Genomic DNA, 17,970 nt, shown 5'->3' with positions numbered 1-17,970 from the left:
CATCGAAGATGCGTCCAGGCCGAGGAATCGTTCGATGAGTGACCGCAGTCGTCTAAAAAGGCCGCTTCTGTACCTGTTGATCGGTTCGGTTTGTTTGAGTGCGTTGTTAGGAATCGTGTTGGTGCTGCGGGGGAATTGGGGCTGGTTAGAAGTCCGCGTGATTCTGACCACGGTGATCTTTGCCGTGGCCAGCGTGTGCGGCCTTGCGTGCGACCTTTCGCGAACGCCCTCGGGATTGAACCTGTTTCCCAAAGCCGGACTGGCTTTGACGGCGATCACCACCGGCCTGTTGCTTTTCGGAATCTGGGTGGAGGTCGATTCGGAAGCTTATTGGAAGACGACCACCGTGTTGATCTCGTTCGGCGTGGCAACCGTGCACCTCTCGCTGTTATCGATCGCTAAATTGGCGGGACGCTTTCGCTGGGTGTCGTTCGTCGCAACGCAGATCATTTACGGGCTGGCGATTCTGGTCGCGGCGATCATTTTGTTCGAGATCCATTCCGAACTGTTGTGGCGATTCCTTGCCGCCCACTCGATTGTCGTCGCCGCCGTTTCGATCGTGATCCCGATCCTGCACCGGATCAGCAAGACCGACTCCAATCCAGAAGCGTTGTTGATGCCGGTCGAAGCGAGAAACGTCGCGGCGATTGACCAGCAGATCGCACAGTTGGAAGAACGCCTTGCACAGCTGCGAACACTCCGCGAGCAACTCGTCGCCGGGACGCCGCGGTAGCGGGATGTCCGGAAAAAGGTGTGCGTTGAAGCCGTATCCGCCTCTGGCTGCGTGGCCTTGCGTGGCAGGAGCCACATCGGAAACGCGTTCCAAGGCGGGGAACGAGGCAAGGTCAATTGCCCACGGATGGCAGCGCGAACCCACGGATGTGATGCGGCCTGGGATCCGTGGGTTCGCGCTCCCATCCGTGGGCTTTTTCGGTTTCCCCAGACATCCTGCCCGAACGCCCCACTTCAAAGAGAGCTTCGTGCCAAGGGGAGTGAATCGCATGAACGTCTTCTATCTCAGACGTTAGTAGCCGCGCGAACTCTGCCAGGGAAGGTTTCGAAAGTATCCCTGGACACCGAGACCGCCGAAGACGTGTTAAGATGCTGCTCCCACCCTCCCTCCATTCCATCGGACTTTCGTCATGAGTGTCGTTCTCGCCTTTGACCAGGGAACCACCAGTTCGCGTGCGATCGCGTTCGAGCAATCCGGCGCCGTGTTGGGTGTTGCCCAGCGCGAATTCAAGCAACACTACCCCCAACCCGGTTGGGTCGAGCACGATGCTGACGAGATTTGGCAATCGCAGCTGGCCGTCGCGCAAGAAGTGATCGCGTCGTGTGGCCTGTCGGCGGCGGACATCGCGGCGATCGGGATCACCAACCAACGCGAAACGACGTTGTTGTGGGACCGATCGACGGGCGAGCCGATTCACCATGCGATCGTCTGGCAAGATCGGCGGACGTCGCAGTTCTGTGACACGTTGCGCGGTGGCGGTCACGGGGAATTGGTTCAATCCAAGACCGGGCTGCTGATCGATCCGTATTTTTCGGCGACCAAGATTCGTTGGTTGTTGGACCATGTGCCGGACGCCCGGCGGCGTGCCGAAGCGGGCGAACTTGCCTTCGGCACGATGGACAGCTGGCTGATCTGGAAGCTGACCGGCGGTCGGGTTCATGTCACCGATGTCACCAATGCCTCGCGCACCATGTTGTTGGATCTTCGGACCGGCACGTGGGACAACGAATTGTTGTCGCTGCTGGAAATTCCGGCGTCGATCCTGCCGGACGTCCAGCCGTCCAGCCATGTTTACGGCGAGACGGAATCGGGGTTGTTCGGCGCTCCGATCAAGATTGCCGGGGCCGCCGGGGACCAGCAATCCGCGCTGTTCGGGCAAAACTGCACGCATCACGGCATGGCGAAGAACACCTATGGGACCGGATGTTTCATGTTGATGAACATCGGCGACCAGCCGTTGATGTCCAAGCATCAATTGTTGACCTCGATCGCCGCCAGTGCGGCTTCGGGCGACGGATCGCCGAAACGCAACTATGCACTCGAAGGCAGCGTGTTTGTTGCCGGGGCTGCGGTGCAGTGGTTGCGTGACGGATTGGGGATCATCGAGTCGTCTTCGGAGATCGAGGCGCTTGCCAAAAGCGTCCCCGACAGCGACGGCGTGTACGTCGTGCCGGCGATGGCGGGACTGGGGGCTCCGCATTGGGATTCCTATGCCCGCGGGACCATCGTCGGGCTCACGCGCGGTTCCAATCGCGGACACATCGCGCGGGCGACCCTGGAGGGAATCGCCCACCAGGTCGCCGATGTTCTGGACGTCATGCAGCAAGACTCCGGGATTTCGATCAAGGAGCTGCGTGTTGACGGCGGCGCCTCGGCCAACGATTTGTTGATGCAGTTCCAAGCCGATATCATGAAAACCCCGGTCGTGCGTCCGCAGATGACCGAGACGACTTCGATGGGGGCGGCCTTTCTGGCCGGTCTGGCCGTCGGCTTCTGGAAAGACCTGGATCAGATCGCGTCGATCTGGAAAACCGAACGGGTCTTCCAGCCCGAAATGTCGGACGCGGAAGTGGCACTGCGCCGTGAACGTTGGGCCGAGGCATTGCAGCGATCGAGAGCATGGGAACAGGGAACAACGTGATGACGCGACTGGATCGGGGCGAATCACTCGCCAGAATCCGAGACCGCAAGGGCCCCTGGGACGTTGCCATCATCGGCGGCGGTGCGACGGGCGTTGCGGTCGCACTCGATGCGGCCAGCCGTGGTCTGGACGTCGTGTTGCTGGAACGGTTCGACTTCGGCAGCGGGACGTCCAGCCGAAGCACCAAATTGGTGCACGGAGGCGTCCGTTATCTGAAGCAGGGCAACGTGACGCTGGTCCACGATGCCTTGCGCGAACGGCAATTGCTGTTGGACAATGCTCCCCATCTGGTTCACGACCAAACCTTTCTGATTCCCTGTCGCAGCCTTTGGCAGTGGTTCTTTTACGGCGTGGGACTAAAACTGTATGACTTGCTGGCCACACGAAACAGCTTCGGCCGCTCGCGTTGCGTCACCGCTCGGCGAGCGTTGGAATTGATCCCGGCGATGCAAGGAGAGCGTTTGCGCGGCGCGGTGCTGTATCATGACGGCCAATTCGATGACGCGCGATTGTTGATCGACATGGCTCGGACCGCGGCGATCCAAGGAGCGACGCTGGTCAATCACATGCCCTGCAGCGGCATCGTGAAAGGTGATCGGGGGTTGGTTTCCGGTGTCACCGCGATCGATGAAGAATCCGGTGAAACGTTCGAGATCCCCGCCAGAACGGTCATCAACGCCGCCGGCCCGTTTTGCGATGCCGTGCGATCGCTCGACGATGCGGATTGCGAACCGATGGTGGCGGCCAGCCAAGGGGTTCACCTGGTCTTGCCCAAGGAACTTTACCCCGGCGACACGGCGATGATCGTTCCGAAAACGTCCGACGGACGCGTGATCTTCGTCGTCCCGTGGCACGACCATGCACTCGTCGGGACGACCGATACCGCGATCGACCAGGCCGTCGCCGAACCGTCGCCTCAACCCCAAGAGATTCAGTTCCTGTTGGACACCGCGGCGGAGTATTTGTCGCGGCCTCCGACGATCGACGATGTGCTGAGCGTGTTCACCGGGATCCGGCCACTGGTCAAAGGGGATAAATCGTCACGCACCGCGTCGCTCTCACGCGACCACGTGATTCGGCTTGCGCCGTCCAAGCTGATCACCATCACCGGCGGAAAATGGACGACAGTGCGGAAGATGGCCGAAGACGGTGTCGATAAGGCGATCGAAACCGGCTCACTGGATGCCGGGGCGTGTGCGACCAAATCGTTGCACATCGAGGAACCCGATCAGACGGAACTTAACCAACTGGAAGCCGACCATCCGGACTTGGCACAACCGGTCCACCCGTCCCTGCCACTGCGGCGTTCACAGGTCGTCTGGTTCGTCCGCAATGAAATGGCCCGAACCATCGAAGACGTGCTCGCACGACGGACCCGCCTGCTGTTTCTCAATTCTCGGCTGGCGTTGGAAGCGGCACCCGCGGTCGCCGAAGTCATGGCCGGCGAATTGGGGACCGACTCTACCTGGTGCGACGAACAAGTCACGGCGTTTCAGACGACGGTACAGCATTACTCACCGAAGTAGCGACGCTCGCCAGAGCGTGGTCCCCTTTCCGCGCCCACAAGATCACGCACACGCCACGTCGAATGCCAACGTTGTCGGTCCCCGGTCACCCCGCGGACCTGGCCGACGATTCACGGCGTGCCACAGGAAATGGTATTCTGTCTGCACCCGACAGACAGTGATTCCCCCATCTCCATGTATTCACAGAGACAGATCGGCAAATGAAAGTTGGCGTGCCCAAAGAGGTCTATCCCGGTGAATGTCGCGTGGCGGCGACCCCCGAAACCGCGCGACGATTGATCGGCAAACTGGGGTTTGAGGTCGTCGTCGAAACCGGCGCAGGCGATGCAGCCAGTTTTCACAACGAAAGTTATCGTGACGCCGGATGCACCATCGCCGATGATCCCACAGAAATCTGGCGAGACGCGGATGTTGTGTTGAAAGTCCGCAACCCGCAGGATCATGAAGTCGAACGATTGCGTGAGGGCCAGGTATTGATTTGTTTCCTGGCTCCGGCTCAAAACGAAACGCTGCTACAGAAGATCGCCGATCGCAACGCAACGGCGCTGGCCGTCGAGGCGGTTCCGCGGATCAGCCGGGCGCAGAAACTGGATGCGTTGAGTTCGATGGCCAACATCGCCGGGTACCGAGCGGTCGTCGAAGCCGCCGGATTGTTCGGACGTTTCTTTACCGGCCAGATCACCGCGGCGGGTAAAGTGCCCCCGGCCAAGGTACTGGTGATCGGGGCCGGAGTCGCGGGGTTGGCCGCGATCGGGACCGCACGGGGACTGGGGGCCGTCGTCCGCGCCTTTGACGTTCGCCCCGAGGTCGCCGACCAGGTCAAAAGCATGGGTGCCGAATTCTTGATGTTGGAATTCGAAGGCGACCAGCAGGGCGGGACGTCGGGCGGCTATGCCAAAACGATGAGCAAGGAGTTCATCGATGCCGAGATGGCGTTGTTTGCCGCTCAAGCCAAGGAGGTGGACATCATCATCACGACCGCCCTGATCCCCGGCAAACCGGCGCCGAAGTTGATCACGCGCGAAATGCTGCGGTCGATGCGGCGGGGCAGCGTGGTCGTCGATTTGGCCGCCGAGCAGGGTGGCAACTGTGAAGCGACGGTGCCCGACGAAGTTGTCCAGTTCGAAGGCGTTCACGTCGTCGGTTACCGCGACCTGACCAGCCGATTGGCACACACGTCCAGCCAACTTTACGGGACCAACCTGTATCATTTGCTGGACGAAATGGGCGGGGCCGAGCAGTTTGACGTCGACATGGAAGACGACGTGGTGCGCAGCGCGACCGTTGTCAAAGACGGACGTGTGACCTGGCCCCCGCCTCCGGTCGCGGTCTCCGCGACGCCGAAGGAAAAGGTCGTCGAGTCGGCCGCGCCCTCGGCCGTGGTGGAGAAAAAGATCGGGGTGTTCGACATCTCGCTGATGGTCATCGCGGCGCTGTTGTTGGTCGGCGTCGCCATGACCCGGGACCAAGGATTCATCACCGACTTCACCGTGTTCTTGCTTTCCTGCTTGATCGGCTGGCAAGTCATTTGGAACGTGACGGCCTCGCTGCACGCACCGCTGATGAGCGTGACCAACGCGATCAGCGGCATCATCATCGTCGGCGGGATGATTCAGGTCGGGGCAACTGACCCGGTCGCAGCTTGGTTGGGGGCGCTGGCAATCTTCGTTGCAACGTTGAACATCGCCGGCGGATTTCTGATCACGCACCGGATGCTCGGCCTGTTTCGAAAGTGACGCGTTGTCCCCACGAAACGCCGACTCTTTTCAATGTCTTTCTGATACGCTGCCCTCGAACGTGAAACACATGTCGCTCTTGAACCCGTTGCCGATCGCATCGGAAATGCTTCCCCTGAACCAGTCCCTGGCGACGGTCGCCTACCTCGTCGCCGCAGTGCTGTTCATCCTTTCGCTGGCCGGGCTGTCGCACCAAACGAGTGCGAAACGTGGAAACCTGTTGGGGATTGTCGGCATGCTGTTGGCGGTCGGTGCGACCGTCATCGGGGTGATGGGCGGTGGGCGTCTGATGATGGCGGCTGCGATCGTCCCCGCGGTGTTGATCGGCGCGCGGTTGGCGGCACGGTTGTCGATGGACCATCTGCCCCAGCTGGTTGCGATTCTGCACAGCTTTGTGGGGCTGGCGGCGGTGTTGGTCGGACTGTCCAGCCATATCGATCCCGGGATCAATGTTCCCGCAGGCGAGATGTTGATTCACAAAATCGAAATCTACGTCGGTGTCTTCATCGGTGCGCTGACCTTCACCGGTTCGATCGTCGCGTTTTTGAAGCTGGCGGAGTTGATCGGCGGCCGGGCGCTGACGCTGCCCGGCCGTCACGTGATCAACGTGTTGTTGCTCGTGGCCTGTGTCGGCTTGGGGATTTGGTACTGCCGCGTCGATGACGTCGCCGCGATCACGCCGCTATTGATCATGACCGCGATTTCGTCGTTGATCGGGGTTCACATGGTGATGGCGATCGGCGGTGCGGACATGCCGGTCGTCGTTTCGATGCTGAACTCCTATTCCGGTTGGGCCGCCGCGGCCGCCGGATTCATGCTGAAAAACCACCTGCTGATTGTCACCGGTGCGTTGGTCGGCAGCTCCGGCGCGATTCTGTCGTACATCATGTGTGCGGCGATGAACCGAAGTTTTTTGAGCGTGATCCTGGGCGGGTTCGGTACCGGATCCGGTGGCGCGGCGGCGGTCGTGGAAGGAACCACCAAAGAGTTCAGCGTCGAGGACACCATCGCGATGCTGGAGGAAGCGCAAAGCATCGTGATCGTGCCCGGCTACGGCATGGCGGTCGCTCAAGCACAACATTCGTTGGCCGAAGTCGTTCGCACGCTGCTAAAACGTAACAAAGAAGTCCGATTCGCCATCCACCCGGTCGCCGGGCGTTTGCCGGGACACATGAACGTGTTGCTGGCCGAAGCCAACGTGCCCTATGACATCGTGTTGGAGATGGACGAGATCAACGAAGACATGTCCGACACCGACGCGATTCTGGTGATCGGGGCCAACGACATCGTCAATCCGGCCGCACTGGACGACCCCAACAGCCCGATCGCGGGCATGCCGGTCATCGAAGTTTGGACCGCCAAGACCTGTGTGGTCATGAAGCGCGGCATGGCGACCGGATACGCCGGAGTGGGAAATCCGTTATTCTTTAAGGACAACACCTACATGCTGTTCGGTGACGCCAAGCAAAACATCGACGCAATCCTGAAGGGCCTGCAGCGATAACCATCGGGTATGAGTGTTGGTGTCTAGCCTTTCGGCGATCACGTTTCGATGGACGAGTGGTCCTTTCGGGCCGTCGTCTGTCAGACTTAACGCGACGACCTAGAAAGGACGCGTACATCCATTTACAGATTGCGGCTTACTCAATCGGGCGGATCAAATGAACGCAGCTATCAAGAACTTCGCCTTAGCCATCACCTTCTCCCTGCTCACGTCCACAACCTCTGCCCACGCTGAAGCCTCAACGACCCAGCTGCGCCAACAAACGCGGAAACAACTGCGACTGGAAGCGACGGCAACACCGGGGCTAGCCAAAGACGATGCGGCCGCGGCGCTGTGCGACCTGTATGTCGTTTTGCGTAGTGACCCGCGCTATGGGACGAGCAACATGCTCCAGGGCGACGCGGTAAAAGTACGCAAACGCTTGATGACCATTGCACGCCGGCGCCAGATTCAACTCGGTCGCGAGGGGATTGCCCGTCCGGCCGCACTGTCACTGCAAGTGGATTCGGCGATCCGAGCGGCGCTTGCAGACCAGGAACTTGCAGACCAGAACACTGGAACGCCGGAGCGGAGCGAAGTTCGAACGGTCAACCCAGTCGCAGGCGGTGGAGCTGCCGCCGGAGCGGGATGGCAGCTCGTGGAGTTGATTGAACGGATCGTGGCACCGGACTTCTGGGAATCGCGAGGAGGCGTCGGGTCAATTCAGTACTTTGCCATGCGACGTGTCTTGGTCGTGCGAGCGACGAGCGACGTCCATCAGCAAGTCAAAGACCTGTTGACGGCACTGCGGTAAAACGTGGCCGATCAAAAAATGCTTGACAGACGCTTCGCCGACCGCCAGACTGCACCCAAGTGTTAAAAAATTCTTGTCGAAGGTGTGCAGCGGAGGGAGTGCGATGGGGGCGGATCAACTCAGTCGTCGCGAGCGGGAAATCGTCGACATTTTATACGCCAAGGAAGAAGCGACCGCGGCCGAGGTGCGTTTGGCGATGACGGGCGAGCCGTCCGATGCGACGGTCCGGACCTTGCTGCGGATCCTGGGCGAGAAGGGGTTTGTCAAACATCGTCGCAATGGACGGCAGTTTCGTTATCGCCCGGTTCAGCCCAAACGGCGGGCCGGGAAACAGGCGTTTCGGCACGTCCTGGACGTCTTCTTCGGCGGGTCGGTCGAAGAGGCATTGGCGTCGCATTTTTCGGATCCCAAAACCCAGCTGGATGAAGACCAATTGGCCCGGCTGCGTGAATTGATCTCCGAAGCGGAACGGAGGGAATCACGATGAGTGGTTGGATCTGGCAATGGATCGATTTCGGACTGGCACATCCCGAGATATCAAAACTCTGCGCCGGCATCACGCATGCCGCGGTGATCGTCTTCGTGGCGTGGGGGATCGAACGGATCACACGGCATCGCCCAGCGAGCTTTCGGCACAGCATTTGGGCCTGTACGTTTTGTGCCCTTGCGTTACTTGTGGTTCCAACATTGACCTCGTTCCCGCTGCGGATTCCGATCCGCATGTCGCGAGTGACTGCCCCGGTCGAATCCACCAACGTCGTCGGTGGCGATGAAACGATGGATCCCGCGTCGGAGTCCGCAACCGCGACGATGGACGGGATCGTTGACGACACGGCGTTGGAAGCGTCTGGCGTCGAGGCACCTGCAGTGGCCGTTGCTCCCGAAATGAAGGCTGCTTCGACACAGCGCTCGCCTCCCGCGATGGCCTCCCCTCCGGCACGATCACGGTTCAGCTGGGCTTCGATCGGCATTTCGATCTACGCCTTGGGAGTTGCATTGTGGCTGGCCAGGGTTCTGCGGAGTTGGGTGCGGTTGAGAAAGATCGCAAGAGAGGCGCGCCTGTTTCCCGTCGCCCATGCGGAACTTGTCCAAACATGCATGTCGCGAATCGGGTTGGAGCAAAAGCCTGATTGCCGGGTTTCATCGGCTATCTCGTCGCCGTTGACGTTCGGCGTGATTCATCCCGTGATCCTGGTTCCGCCGCAGTTCGAAACGTTCACCGCCGACCAACGGCGTCATTGTCTGTTGCACGAAATGGCACATGTGGTCCGGCGCGATGCCTGGTGGAATTGGGTCGCCGAAATCACAACAGCGGTGTACTGGTTCCATCCGAGTGTTCACGGGGCGCGAATCAAGTTGCGCCGTGCTCGGGAAGACGCTGCGGACGATGCGGTGATGCGAACGGGTGAACGCCCCGCATCGTACTCACGCAGTTTGCTGGAAATCTCGCAGCAGATCGCTGGGAAAATCGCCAACCCGAGTGTGGCGATTCATTCGGGAACGGATCTGGAGCAACGGATCCGCCGAATCGTGGCGCCGACGCTGCGATTGGAGCAACAACCACGCTGGGGCGTGGCATTGCTTGCGGTCGGATTTGTGTTCATCGCGTTGATCAGTTTCAGCGTTGAAAGCGTCGTGGCACAGAAGCCGCCGATGCCGGATCGACCAGTAGAGACCGGCCGCACGGCCACGTTAGAGAACCCGGCCACGCCAGAGAACCCGGCCACGCCAGAGAAATCGGCCACGCCAGAGAAGTTGACTGCCGCGTCGACCGCAGTCGATCCGACGGAGAACGAATCTGGATCTGCAAACGAAGCGGGCCTGTTTGATCAGTTTCGTACGGTCGAGTTGCTCCAACCAAAACCGGAGGGGACTAAACGGATCGAGATCCTGTTCCAAGGTCGGGTGGTCGATGATGCGGGACCTGTCGCCGGGGCCGTCGTGCTGATCCGAGAATTCTATCCGTCTCCGGGAGCCAATGGCAACAACATCACTCCGCCGATCGTGGCCCGCACGACGACCGATTCCGACGGCCGGTATCAGGTCGACGGTGTTCCTGTCGTTCGGTTGAAGTCCCTCGTCCGCGCGCGCTGGGAAATTTTGGTGGCCGATCGCGACGGACGGCTTGGCTTGGGCGGCTACGCACTGACTTCCTTCACGCTCCGTCAACCAAAGCCATGGACCGCATCGACCGACATTCGATTGCCGGGGCCTGAAACGATTGCCGGACGAGTCGTTGCGCCGGATGGGACCGCACTGGCTGAGGTCCGTGTTGCGGTCAAAGAGATCCGAGTCCCGGAATGCGTGCCCGGTGATGCCGGACCGTTCACGAATTCTGAACGAGTCGATTCGCCTAAACGAACACATCGTTTTTCCTTTCCCAGCGAACAACTTCATTGGACGACGACCACCGCCAGCGACGGGCGGTTTGGTTTTCAAGTGCCGAGCAGCGCATCAATCGTCGTGGGATTGAAACGCAAGGAATACTTCCCGCGACTGGCTCGACTGAACGCAGCCGACAGCCCCCCAAATCCCAGCCCGTCCCGGGGCTTGATGGAATTTCGGTCACCGGCGACGATCCCCTTGCGGCGACTGCTTGCGATTCCGCTGACGATTCGTGATCCTGACGGCGATCCGGTGAATGAGTTCAGCTTGGTCGCGCTGCCCGCCGAAGGGAACGCGCCGACGCGACGAATGCAAGTCACCCCCGACGGAACCCTTCGTACGACCGCCGAGTTCCTGAAATCGGTCGCCGGGCCGGACGGTCGGGTCAGGTTTGTCGCCAGGTTCCCGTTCGAGTCCGGGCTCGTGCACTTGGCCCAATCGGTACCGGTAGCAACCGTCATCACCGGCAAAAACCTGCAGTGGGTCGCGCGGCGTGGACGCCGGGCGTCAGGCCGAGTCACGACGTCCGACGACGGCGCGGGGATCGCCCGAGTGGAAGTGTGTTGGCATCAACAACTCGATCGGATCGAACCATCCCCGCTACGTTGTCAGACCGACCGGCAGGGCCGATGGGAGATGGTCGTCCCTCAGGAACCCGGATTCCTTTCCGCAACCGGCAGCATCGCCGGGATGGATCTGTTGACCACTGATGCGTTTAACGAGTTTGCGTCGCCAACACCACGGTTGACCCGGCGTATTCCGCCAGGGGCCGCGGGATCCACCTTGGCCGTCCCCGATTTTTCGGTCGATCGGATTCCGTCCCGCATCGTGACGGTCGTCGACAGTTCCGGTGCGGCGGTCCCAGGCGTCTGGGTCCACGCGGAATATGTCAGAACCATCAAGCAGGACGGCAAAGTCTATCATTTGCCCCAGCCGTTGGCTCAATCCGAGCAAACCGATGCCAGCGGCCGGTGCACGCTGGTGCTCAATCAATCGCAATGGCACCACGGTTCGATTTCGGCGATGCACTACGACGACGAAGCCACGACGTCGAGTTTCGATTACATCGCGGCGAACAAGAAAATCACTCCCGATCCCGGGGCACCGATCACGCTGGTGCTACGTGAACCCTGGATCGTGACCGGTCGTGTAATGATCGACGGCCAACCGGCGCGAGGGTTGCAGATCGGGTTGACGACGCGGATGATCAATTCCAACGATTTCGGACTTTTTAGGACCGACACGGTGCCGATCGACGAAAACGGCGATTTTGAACTCAAAGGCATCGTGGGACCGGAGTACTCCGTGGCCGTTCGAAAGGATTCCGACGAAGCCCCGACCTACTTCTATTGGCAAACGCCGATCGCCGAAGTCGCTCCGGGGCGTTACTCCGTCGGCACCCTCTCCATCACCAGCGACCAACTCAAAACGCACCAACAACTGTACGACGAACGTTATCGCGGCGTGTCACCGAACCCGGGTGCCAACGAGTAGCTGGATGACGTTTGCATGACGTCGCTACACTCGCAAGAGTGTGGTAAACCATAGCCTTCAAGCATTTCGCTCTTCCCGACAACCAAGCGACCAAGCTCAAACGCACGCCCGATCACAACGACGGAACACGCGATGACCGAACCAGAATCGACGCCCGAGCCCGAAGGCCCCTCCAAAGAAGAACTCCGTTTGGCGATGAAAGCGTTTCGCAAACGGCTGAAATTAATGCAGTTGGACGAGGAATCCACGCTCGGCCACGGCCCGATGTCGTCGGGGCGCAAATCCAGCATCGCCGCGATCCGGCCGCCGGACCAGTTTCCCAAGGCGGTTTGGCAAGAACTCGCCCGCCAAGGCAAAATTCGTCACGACGGCGGAGGGCTGTACGCGATCACCGAAACCTGAATGTCACTTCGCCAGAAGATCGCCGGGAAACGTCTCCGCGTTGGGAAATCCGACCCGCCACTTGGCATCGATCGTCGCTTGTCCCGCGAAATCGGATGCATCCAAAAAGGCGGCCGGAGACTGCTTGATTTTCCCCTCGGTGTCCATGTAGGCCTTGATCAAATACTCTCCCGCGGCCAGCGGGAACGATTCGTCGTTGCCGTCGTACCCTGAATCCAGATTGGACGCGATCAATAACAACGCGCCGTTGACCATGCCCCTGGGGGTGACGACCGATTGCGTGAACGCGACGGGATCGGGCGACCATTGTCCGGTCGAATCTTTGCGATGGACGAACAACTGGACGACCGTCCCCGGTTTCCAATCCGGCGGTGTCCCTTTGACGCGCAAGATCCGCTGGGTCGCGATCCAATTGTCCGCCGGCAACTGATCGGCGGTCAAATAGTGATCGCCGACGATTGCGGCATAATCTTCCAACCAGGCAACGATCAATTTGTACGAATGGTCGTCGACGTGCATCTTGATCCCTCCCATATGGAAAACCGGACCGGAGGAAGACGGCTTGGCGAGGGTTCCGTCGTCTTGCTTGGGTGGCAACTTCGACGTCGGCTTGAGCACCAACAGGCTCTTTCCCGGATCACGCAGATTGATCAGCGGAAAGTTTTTGCCGGTTTGCTTGCGGCTGCTGGCGACCAGGGTCGCGAGCGTCGCTTCCGGCGTTTCCCGGAACAGATTCATTCGCGCCCCGTACGTCTTCACGTACTCCCGGTGACGCTCGGCAGGCTTCTCGTGTTTGGGATTGCCCCGATCGATCTCGTCGGGCGTGTGACAGGGAAAGCACCGCATGCGTTGTGACCAGACGTTGCGTGTGAACGCCTCCAGCACGCGACTCCTTCGGGCGTGGCGAATGACCTCCAGCGGCTTCGCCGGACCGATCGACGAATCTTGCTCGGGGGCCGACCGCGACAGCAAGTCTTGGTCGTTGCAACAGGCCGTGATCCATGCCGAAAATGCGTCGTATTCAGCGCGACGCGTCTTTGCATGGATCCGTTTGGCCAGCGGATCGGCGTCCTTGTCACCCATCCGAATCAGCGTCAAGATTTTCGATTTGTCAGGGGAATCAACGTCAACCAACCCCGCATCACGCAGTGCCACGAAGGTGTCGATGTGGGATGGCAGGATGTAATCCTTCAAGTCGACCGACGACAAGTGGCACTGCACACAGCTCGACGGGTTGGGCGAACGAAAGATCGGCATGATCCGTTCTTCGAACACCTGCATCGCCGCTGTCGACTCCGATTCCTCGGCCACCGCGGTCGTGACGCCCAAGCCCACGATCACGATGACAGGCCCGAGACAGTGAGACGAGAAACGCCAATCGATCGATGGATGTGCCATGATTCCACTCCGGTTTCGTGGTGAACGTGACTTGGCCAGCATTCGTATTCCGTCGCAACCTGGTTTTCGGGAAGCGGGCGAGGTGACGAGTCCATCCCTCTGGTGAACTGCGAGGGCTCCTCACCTCGCCCACCCCGGCCTACCCGAAAAGGAAGGCGACACGAATCATAGTGTAACGTCGGTGTCAGTGTAGAACCGCTGTCCCAGCTGTTCTCCGTGGCCGCATCGCGGACACCCGCAAACCCCTGTCAGCCGAAACGGCTGACAGGGGACAAGCGAGAAGGACGATCGCACCGGTTCGCAGCGTGGGGTCCGAGAAGCTTACGGAGAAGCTGCATTCCAGCATCTGCGTCGCGTCAATGGTTCGATTCACGACGTTCGCAGACGTTCCAAGCCATCGAGAATCAGGTCCAGACCGAGCGTGAGGTCGTGCAATCCGTTGTGGTGGCCGGCGATCACTGCTTGGGACATGCCATGGAGGTACGGGTATTGGTCGGCCGGAATCTGTGGCAGATAGGCTTCGGCGACCTTCGCATAGTCATCGGGGTGGAAGGGAAACTTCAGCTTTTGGAGCGTGAACCCGTAGGTGAAACTGTCGAGCGCGTTCCACGCGTGGTCCGCCATCGCATCGCTGAACCCCGCCTCGACCAAGCATCCGATTGTCGCGTCCACGTATCGCAACATTGCCGGGCCGACGTTGACGCGGGAAACGATCAACATCGTCGCCCAAGGGTGGCGCAACAGCACCTCGTGGGCCGAAAACGCTCGGCGACGCATCGCACGCCTCCAGTCCCCGCCGGCGACCGGAATTTCCATCTCGCCGGCGACTTGGTCCACCATGCCGTCCAGGATCGCGTCTTTGTTGGGCACGTGGTTGTACAGCGACATCGCCTCCACCCCCAACAACTGGCCCAGCTTTCGCATCGACAGCGATTCGATGCCGTGTTGGTCGGCATAGTCCATCGCCGCCTGGAGCACCGAATCGCGGCTCAGCGGTTCGGGGCGTGTGCGTTTGCGATTGGTCTGCTTTTTTCCCGCCATCTGACACTCCCGGTCGTCCCGATTGGCCGCCACGATCCGCATGCCTGGGAAAAACACGGCCGTTGACGAACTTGCGCTGTAAGTATAGCATGGATCGGCCGATACTTACACCGTAAGCAAGGGTGCCGATTCGCGGTGCCACCAGCGAGGGAAACGACATGACGATGAAAGCGATGTCCCAGGACAGGTACGGATCGCCCGATCTGCTGCGGTTGGTCGAGACGCCGCGGCCGCTCGCCGGCGAGGATGACGTGCTGGTGCGTGTGGACGGCGCCGCGGTGCACGTCGGAGACTGCTTCGGTGTCCGTGGCACGCCTTGGATGATGCGGATGGCGACGGGGCTGTTCAAACCGACCTGCGGGATTCCCGGATACGACTTTGCCGGCCGCATCGCCGCGGTCGGCGAGAACGTGACGCAGTTCGACGTCGGCGACGAAGTGTTCGGCGCCGGACAAGGCACCTGCGCCCAGTATGTCACCGTGCCGCAATCCACCGTCGCACCTCGACCGACCAACCTGTCTTTGGCCGAAGCCGCCGCGGTACCGACGTCGGGTCTGGCCGCACTGCACGCGCTCCGCGATGTCGCCAACGTCCAGCCGGGACAACGGGTGTTGATCAACGGCGCCTCGGGTGGGATCGGCACCTTTGCGATCCAGATCGCCAAATCATTCGGGGCCGAAGTGACGGGGGTCTGCAGCACGCGCAACGTCGACTTGGTCCGATCGTTGGGGGCCGATCACGTCGTCGACTACACACGCGACGACTTCACGGCCGCAGCCGCGCAATACGATCTTATTTTTGATAATGTTGAGAATCGTTCTTTAGCGGACTGCCGTCGCGCCCTGAAGCCGACCGGCATGCTGATCCTGAACAGCGGCACCGGCGCGCGAGGGATTGCGATGTTGGTCCGGCTGATCAAGCCGTTGGTGATGTCGCCCTTCGTGCGGCACGACCTGCGCCGCTATCTCTCGGTTCCCAATCAAGACGACTTGTTGGTTCTAAAACAGTTGATCGAATCGGGGGCGGTCCGGCCGATCATCGACCGCAAGTATGAATTGACACAGACCCCTGATGCGATCCGTTATTTGGAGAGCGGACATGCGAGAGGCAAAGTCGTGATCTCCGTTGCGAATGCGGATGCAACGCCAGAGTGTGGATCGACCGCCGTGGTGGCCTGACGGGGCATTCCCAGACACGGGTTTAGGAACGAGGCGTCGCGTGATCGGGCACGTAACCCTGTCGTCCGGAGGACTCCGGGGCGACGACCTGGAAAGGACGTCGTACCTCGATCCGTCACTTGATCGACGAATTTGTTTGTCATTGGATGGGCAGGGCGACGGTGAACACGGCTCCGCCGTCGTTTCCCGGACTCGCCCAAATCCGTCCGCCGTGTGCTTCGACGATTGTGCGGCTGATCGCCAAACCCATCCCCATTCCATCCGGCTTGGTCGTGAAAAACGGGCTGAACAATTCGCTCGCCGAGGCCTGCGAGATCCCTGTCCCGCCATCGGTGACACTCACTTGCACCTCCGTTTCCACCACCGCGGTCCGCAACTTGACGACTCGACGGTCGCCGTCGGTTTCCCGCATGGCGTCAAACGCATTGCGAATCAAATTGATCAAGACCTGTTCGATCTGAATTCGATCGGCGCGAACCCAAACCGGCGGTGGCGATTCCGGATCAATCTCCACCGCGATCATCTGCAGCCGTGCTTCGGCCTCCAGCAAACAGCACGCCTCGTTGACCGCGTCACTGATCGGAAACACGGTCCGTTGTTCTCCCGACTTTTCAACGAAGCCGCGCATCCGGCGAATGATTTCTCCGGCACGCACGGCTTGGTCACTGATCTGGCGGTTCAGATCACACAGACGCTCGGGGTGTCGGACGTCACTGGACGCAAGCAAGTTTTCACTCGCCGCGGCATAGTTCGCGATCGCGTACAACGGTTGGTTGACTTCATGCGCGATCCCGGCCACCAATTCGCCCATCGTCGCCAGTCGGGCGACGTGCGCCAACTCGGTTTCCTTTTTCCGCATCTCCTCGTCGGCTTTGACCCTGGCCGCCAACTGCGATTCCCGATTTTCCGCCTCCCGTTGACTCGACAGAACGCCGACCAGAGCAAGCGTCATCAGCGCATAGACCGTCATGAAGAACTGCAACTCGAAAAGCGAGTTGGCAACGATTTCGGTCGCAAACGGTCCCGATCCGCGTGAGGTATAGTGGACGGCGATCATCGCGATCAGCAGGTTACCGCCAAAAACGACAATCGGTGGGAACCGGAGTAACAACCAAAACAGCGCGATCGAAGGCAAGTACAGCAAGCCTTCGGAGAGTTCTTCGGGAAGCCAACTGCCGAAGATCGCCAGACTGATCACCCCCAGCACCAGCAGCGACACCACCGCGCCGGAAAACGCATGCGTGGGCATTTGCGACGAATACCGTGCGCCGTACAACAGAAATATCGGCGAGACGAGCATCACGCCGGCGAGGTCTCCCAGCCACCAAGTCGACCAGTTCGACGCAAATTGTCCCTCGGGAAGGTAGCCGTTGATCGCCAGGCTTCCCGACCCGAGTGTGGATGCCAACAAACATGCCACCGCCGCGATGAAGAACAGGCGGAACCCACAAGCGGCGTGACGAAACGGCGTGTCCAGGTTGAGAAACCGTCGACAAAGTGCGAACGCCACCAAAGCCGCCGCGGTGTTTCCCGTCGCAATGCCGGCAGCCGTCACCGACGAGACGCCTGTTCCGGTGTTGACCAGAAATGAGCCGATCCAGATCCCCGGCGTGACCGGCAGACCGCCCAACAGCAAACCGCCCAGCGCGATCCCGGACGGCGGCCAGATTGCGGTGGCGTTACCCGGAGGAATGGCGAACAACAGCCCCGCGCGGGCCGTGGCGTAATAAACCGCAGCCAGCGCGCCGATCAAAACCAGATGCGTCGCCAGTCCCAGTTTCTTATCTTCAGCGACACCGCCGATGACCGGGGAAGGAATGCTCTGCGTCGACATCATCTGCTGGCTTTCGATTCGCCAT

At 60.4% G+C, this 17,970-nt stretch carries 13 protein-coding genes; 10 read left to right on the top strand and 3 right to left on the bottom strand.

Going from position 1 to position 17,970, the window contains the following annotated elements; all coding sequences use genetic code 11:
* The first annotated feature begins 34 nt into the window (after positions 1–34).
* The 9 genes from H1B37_RS20985 to H1B37_RS20945 all read left to right on the top strand — a co-directional run bounded on the left by H1B37_RS20985 (position 35) and on the right by H1B37_RS20945 (position 12,494).
* Positions 35–733 (top strand): hypothetical protein, encoded by a 699-nt coding sequence (locus tag H1B37_RS20985; protein WP_182868606.1) that lies wholly within the window; start codon positions 35–37, stop codon positions 731–733.
* A gap of 409 nt (positions 734–1,142) precedes the next feature.
* Positions 1,143–2,654, top strand: a complete 1,512-nt coding sequence (gene glpK / locus H1B37_RS20980) for a glycerol kinase GlpK (RefSeq protein ID WP_182868605.1) — start codon at positions 1,143–1,145, stop codon at positions 2,652–2,654.
* A complete protein-coding gene (locus tag H1B37_RS20975) occupies positions 2,654–4,180 on the top strand; it encodes a glycerol-3-phosphate dehydrogenase/oxidase (RefSeq protein ID WP_286177967.1) in 1,527 nt (508 codons plus the stop codon). Before glpK ends, H1B37_RS20975 begins: the two co-directional genes overlap by 1 nt.
* A 200-nt stretch (positions 4,181–4,380) precedes the next feature.
* Complete coding sequence (locus H1B37_RS20970; protein WP_182868604.1) at positions 4,381–5,916, top strand: Re/Si-specific NAD(P)(+) transhydrogenase subunit alpha; 1,536 nt, start codon at positions 4,381–4,383, stop codon at positions 5,914–5,916.
* Positions 5,917–5,986: 70 nt separating this feature from the next.
* A complete protein-coding gene (locus H1B37_RS20965; protein ID WP_286177966.1) occupies positions 5,987–7,420 on the top strand; it encodes an NAD(P)(+) transhydrogenase (Re/Si-specific) subunit beta in 1,434 nt (477 codons plus the stop codon).
* A 157-nt stretch (positions 7,421–7,577) separates the two neighbouring features.
* Positions 7,578–8,213, top strand: coding sequence for a hypothetical protein (locus H1B37_RS20960; protein ID WP_182868603.1), 636 nt, complete (start codon positions 7,578–7,580; stop codon positions 8,211–8,213).
* Between the two features lie 82 nt (positions 8,214–8,295).
* On the top strand, positions 8,296–8,700 hold the full coding sequence (locus H1B37_RS20955) for a BlaI/MecI/CopY family transcriptional regulator (protein WP_353620876.1): 405 nt from the start codon (positions 8,296–8,298) through the stop codon (positions 8,698–8,700).
* Positions 8,697–12,092, top strand: coding sequence for a M56 family metallopeptidase (locus tag H1B37_RS20950; protein ID WP_182868601.1), 3,396 nt, complete (start codon positions 8,697–8,699; stop codon positions 12,090–12,092). The genes H1B37_RS20955 and H1B37_RS20950 overlap by 4 nt, the downstream gene beginning before the upstream one ends.
* 132 nt (positions 12,093–12,224) lie before the next feature.
* Entirely contained in the window at positions 12,225–12,494 is a 270-nt protein-coding gene (locus H1B37_RS20945; protein WP_182868600.1) for a hypothetical protein, read from the top strand.
* A gap of 3 nt (positions 12,495–12,497) precedes the next feature.
* On the opposite strand, the gene H1B37_RS20940 is transcribed toward H1B37_RS20945, so the two are convergent.
* Both H1B37_RS20940 and H1B37_RS20935 read right to left on the bottom strand, forming a co-directional pair.
* Positions 12,498–13,892 carry a hypothetical protein gene (locus tag H1B37_RS20940; RefSeq protein ID WP_182868599.1) on the bottom strand — a complete coding sequence of 465 codons (1,395 nt, stop codon included), beginning with the start codon at positions 13,890–13,892 and terminating at the stop codon, positions 12,498–12,500.
* A 369-nt stretch (positions 13,893–14,261) separates the two neighbouring features.
* Entirely contained in the window at positions 14,262–14,933 is a 672-nt protein-coding gene (locus tag H1B37_RS20935; RefSeq protein ID WP_182868598.1) for a TetR/AcrR family transcriptional regulator C-terminal domain-containing protein, read from the bottom strand.
* Positions 14,934–15,091: 158 nt separating this feature from the next.
* On the opposite strand from H1B37_RS20935, the gene H1B37_RS20930 reads away from it, so the two are divergent.
* Complete coding sequence (locus tag H1B37_RS20930; RefSeq protein WP_286177965.1) at positions 15,092–16,111, top strand: NAD(P)-dependent alcohol dehydrogenase; 1,020 nt, start codon at positions 15,092–15,094, stop codon at positions 16,109–16,111.
* Positions 16,112–16,250: 139 nt separating this feature from the next.
* Here H1B37_RS20930 and H1B37_RS20925 read toward each other — a convergent pair whose 3' ends face one another.
* Positions 16,251–17,948, bottom strand: a complete 1,698-nt coding sequence (locus tag H1B37_RS20925; protein ID WP_182868597.1) for an MASE1 domain-containing protein — start codon at positions 17,946–17,948, stop codon at positions 16,251–16,253.
* Between the last annotated feature and the right edge of the window lie 22 nt (positions 17,949–17,970).

Origin of the sequence: Stieleria mannarensis (assembly GCF_014154935.1) — a bacterium.
GTDB classification, from domain to species: domain Bacteria; phylum Planctomycetota; class Planctomycetia; order Pirellulales; family Pirellulaceae; genus Stieleria; species Stieleria mannarensis.
The sequence above is the reverse complement of the archived record's forward strand: the minus strand, read 5'-3'. Positions and strand labels throughout refer to the sequence as shown.

Excerpts from the sequence above, each read along its gene's own strand:
- H1B37_RS20985 (WP_182868606.1), top strand. The coding sequence starts at position 35 with ATGAGTGACCGCAGTCGTCTAAAAAGGCCGCTTCTGTACCTGTTGATC.
- glpK (WP_182868605.1), top strand. The coding sequence starts at position 1,143 with ATGAGTGTCGTTCTCGCCTTTGACCAGGGAACCACCAGTTCGCGTGCG.
- H1B37_RS20975 (WP_286177967.1), top strand. The coding sequence starts at position 2,654 with ATGACGCGACTGGATCGGGGCGAATCACTCGCCAGAATCCGAGACCGC.
- H1B37_RS20970 (WP_182868604.1), top strand. The coding sequence starts at position 4,381 with ATGAAAGTTGGCGTGCCCAAAGAGGTCTATCCCGGTGAATGTCGCGTG.
- H1B37_RS20965 (WP_286177966.1), top strand. The coding sequence starts at position 5,987 with ATGTCGCTCTTGAACCCGTTGCCGATCGCATCGGAAATGCTTCCCCTG.
- H1B37_RS20960 (WP_182868603.1), top strand. The coding sequence starts at position 7,578 with ATGAACGCAGCTATCAAGAACTTCGCCTTAGCCATCACCTTCTCCCTG.
- H1B37_RS20950 (WP_182868601.1), top strand. The coding sequence starts at position 8,697 with ATGAGTGGTTGGATCTGGCAATGGATCGATTTCGGACTGGCACATCCC.
- H1B37_RS20945 (WP_182868600.1), top strand. The coding sequence starts at position 12,225 with ATGACCGAACCAGAATCGACGCCCGAGCCCGAAGGCCCCTCCAAAGAA.
- H1B37_RS20940 (WP_182868599.1), bottom strand. The coding sequence starts at position 13,892 with ATGGCACATCCATCGATCGATTGGCGTTTCTCGTCTCACTGTCTCGGG.
- H1B37_RS20935 (WP_182868598.1), bottom strand. The coding sequence starts at position 14,933 with ATGGCGGGAAAAAAGCAGACCAATCGCAAACGCACACGCCCCGAACCG.
- H1B37_RS20930 (WP_286177965.1), top strand. The coding sequence starts at position 15,092 with ATGACGATGAAAGCGATGTCCCAGGACAGGTACGGATCGCCCGATCTG.
- H1B37_RS20925 (WP_182868597.1), bottom strand. The coding sequence starts at position 17,948 with ATGATGTCGACGCAGAGCATTCCTTCCCCGGTCATCGGCGGTGTCGCT.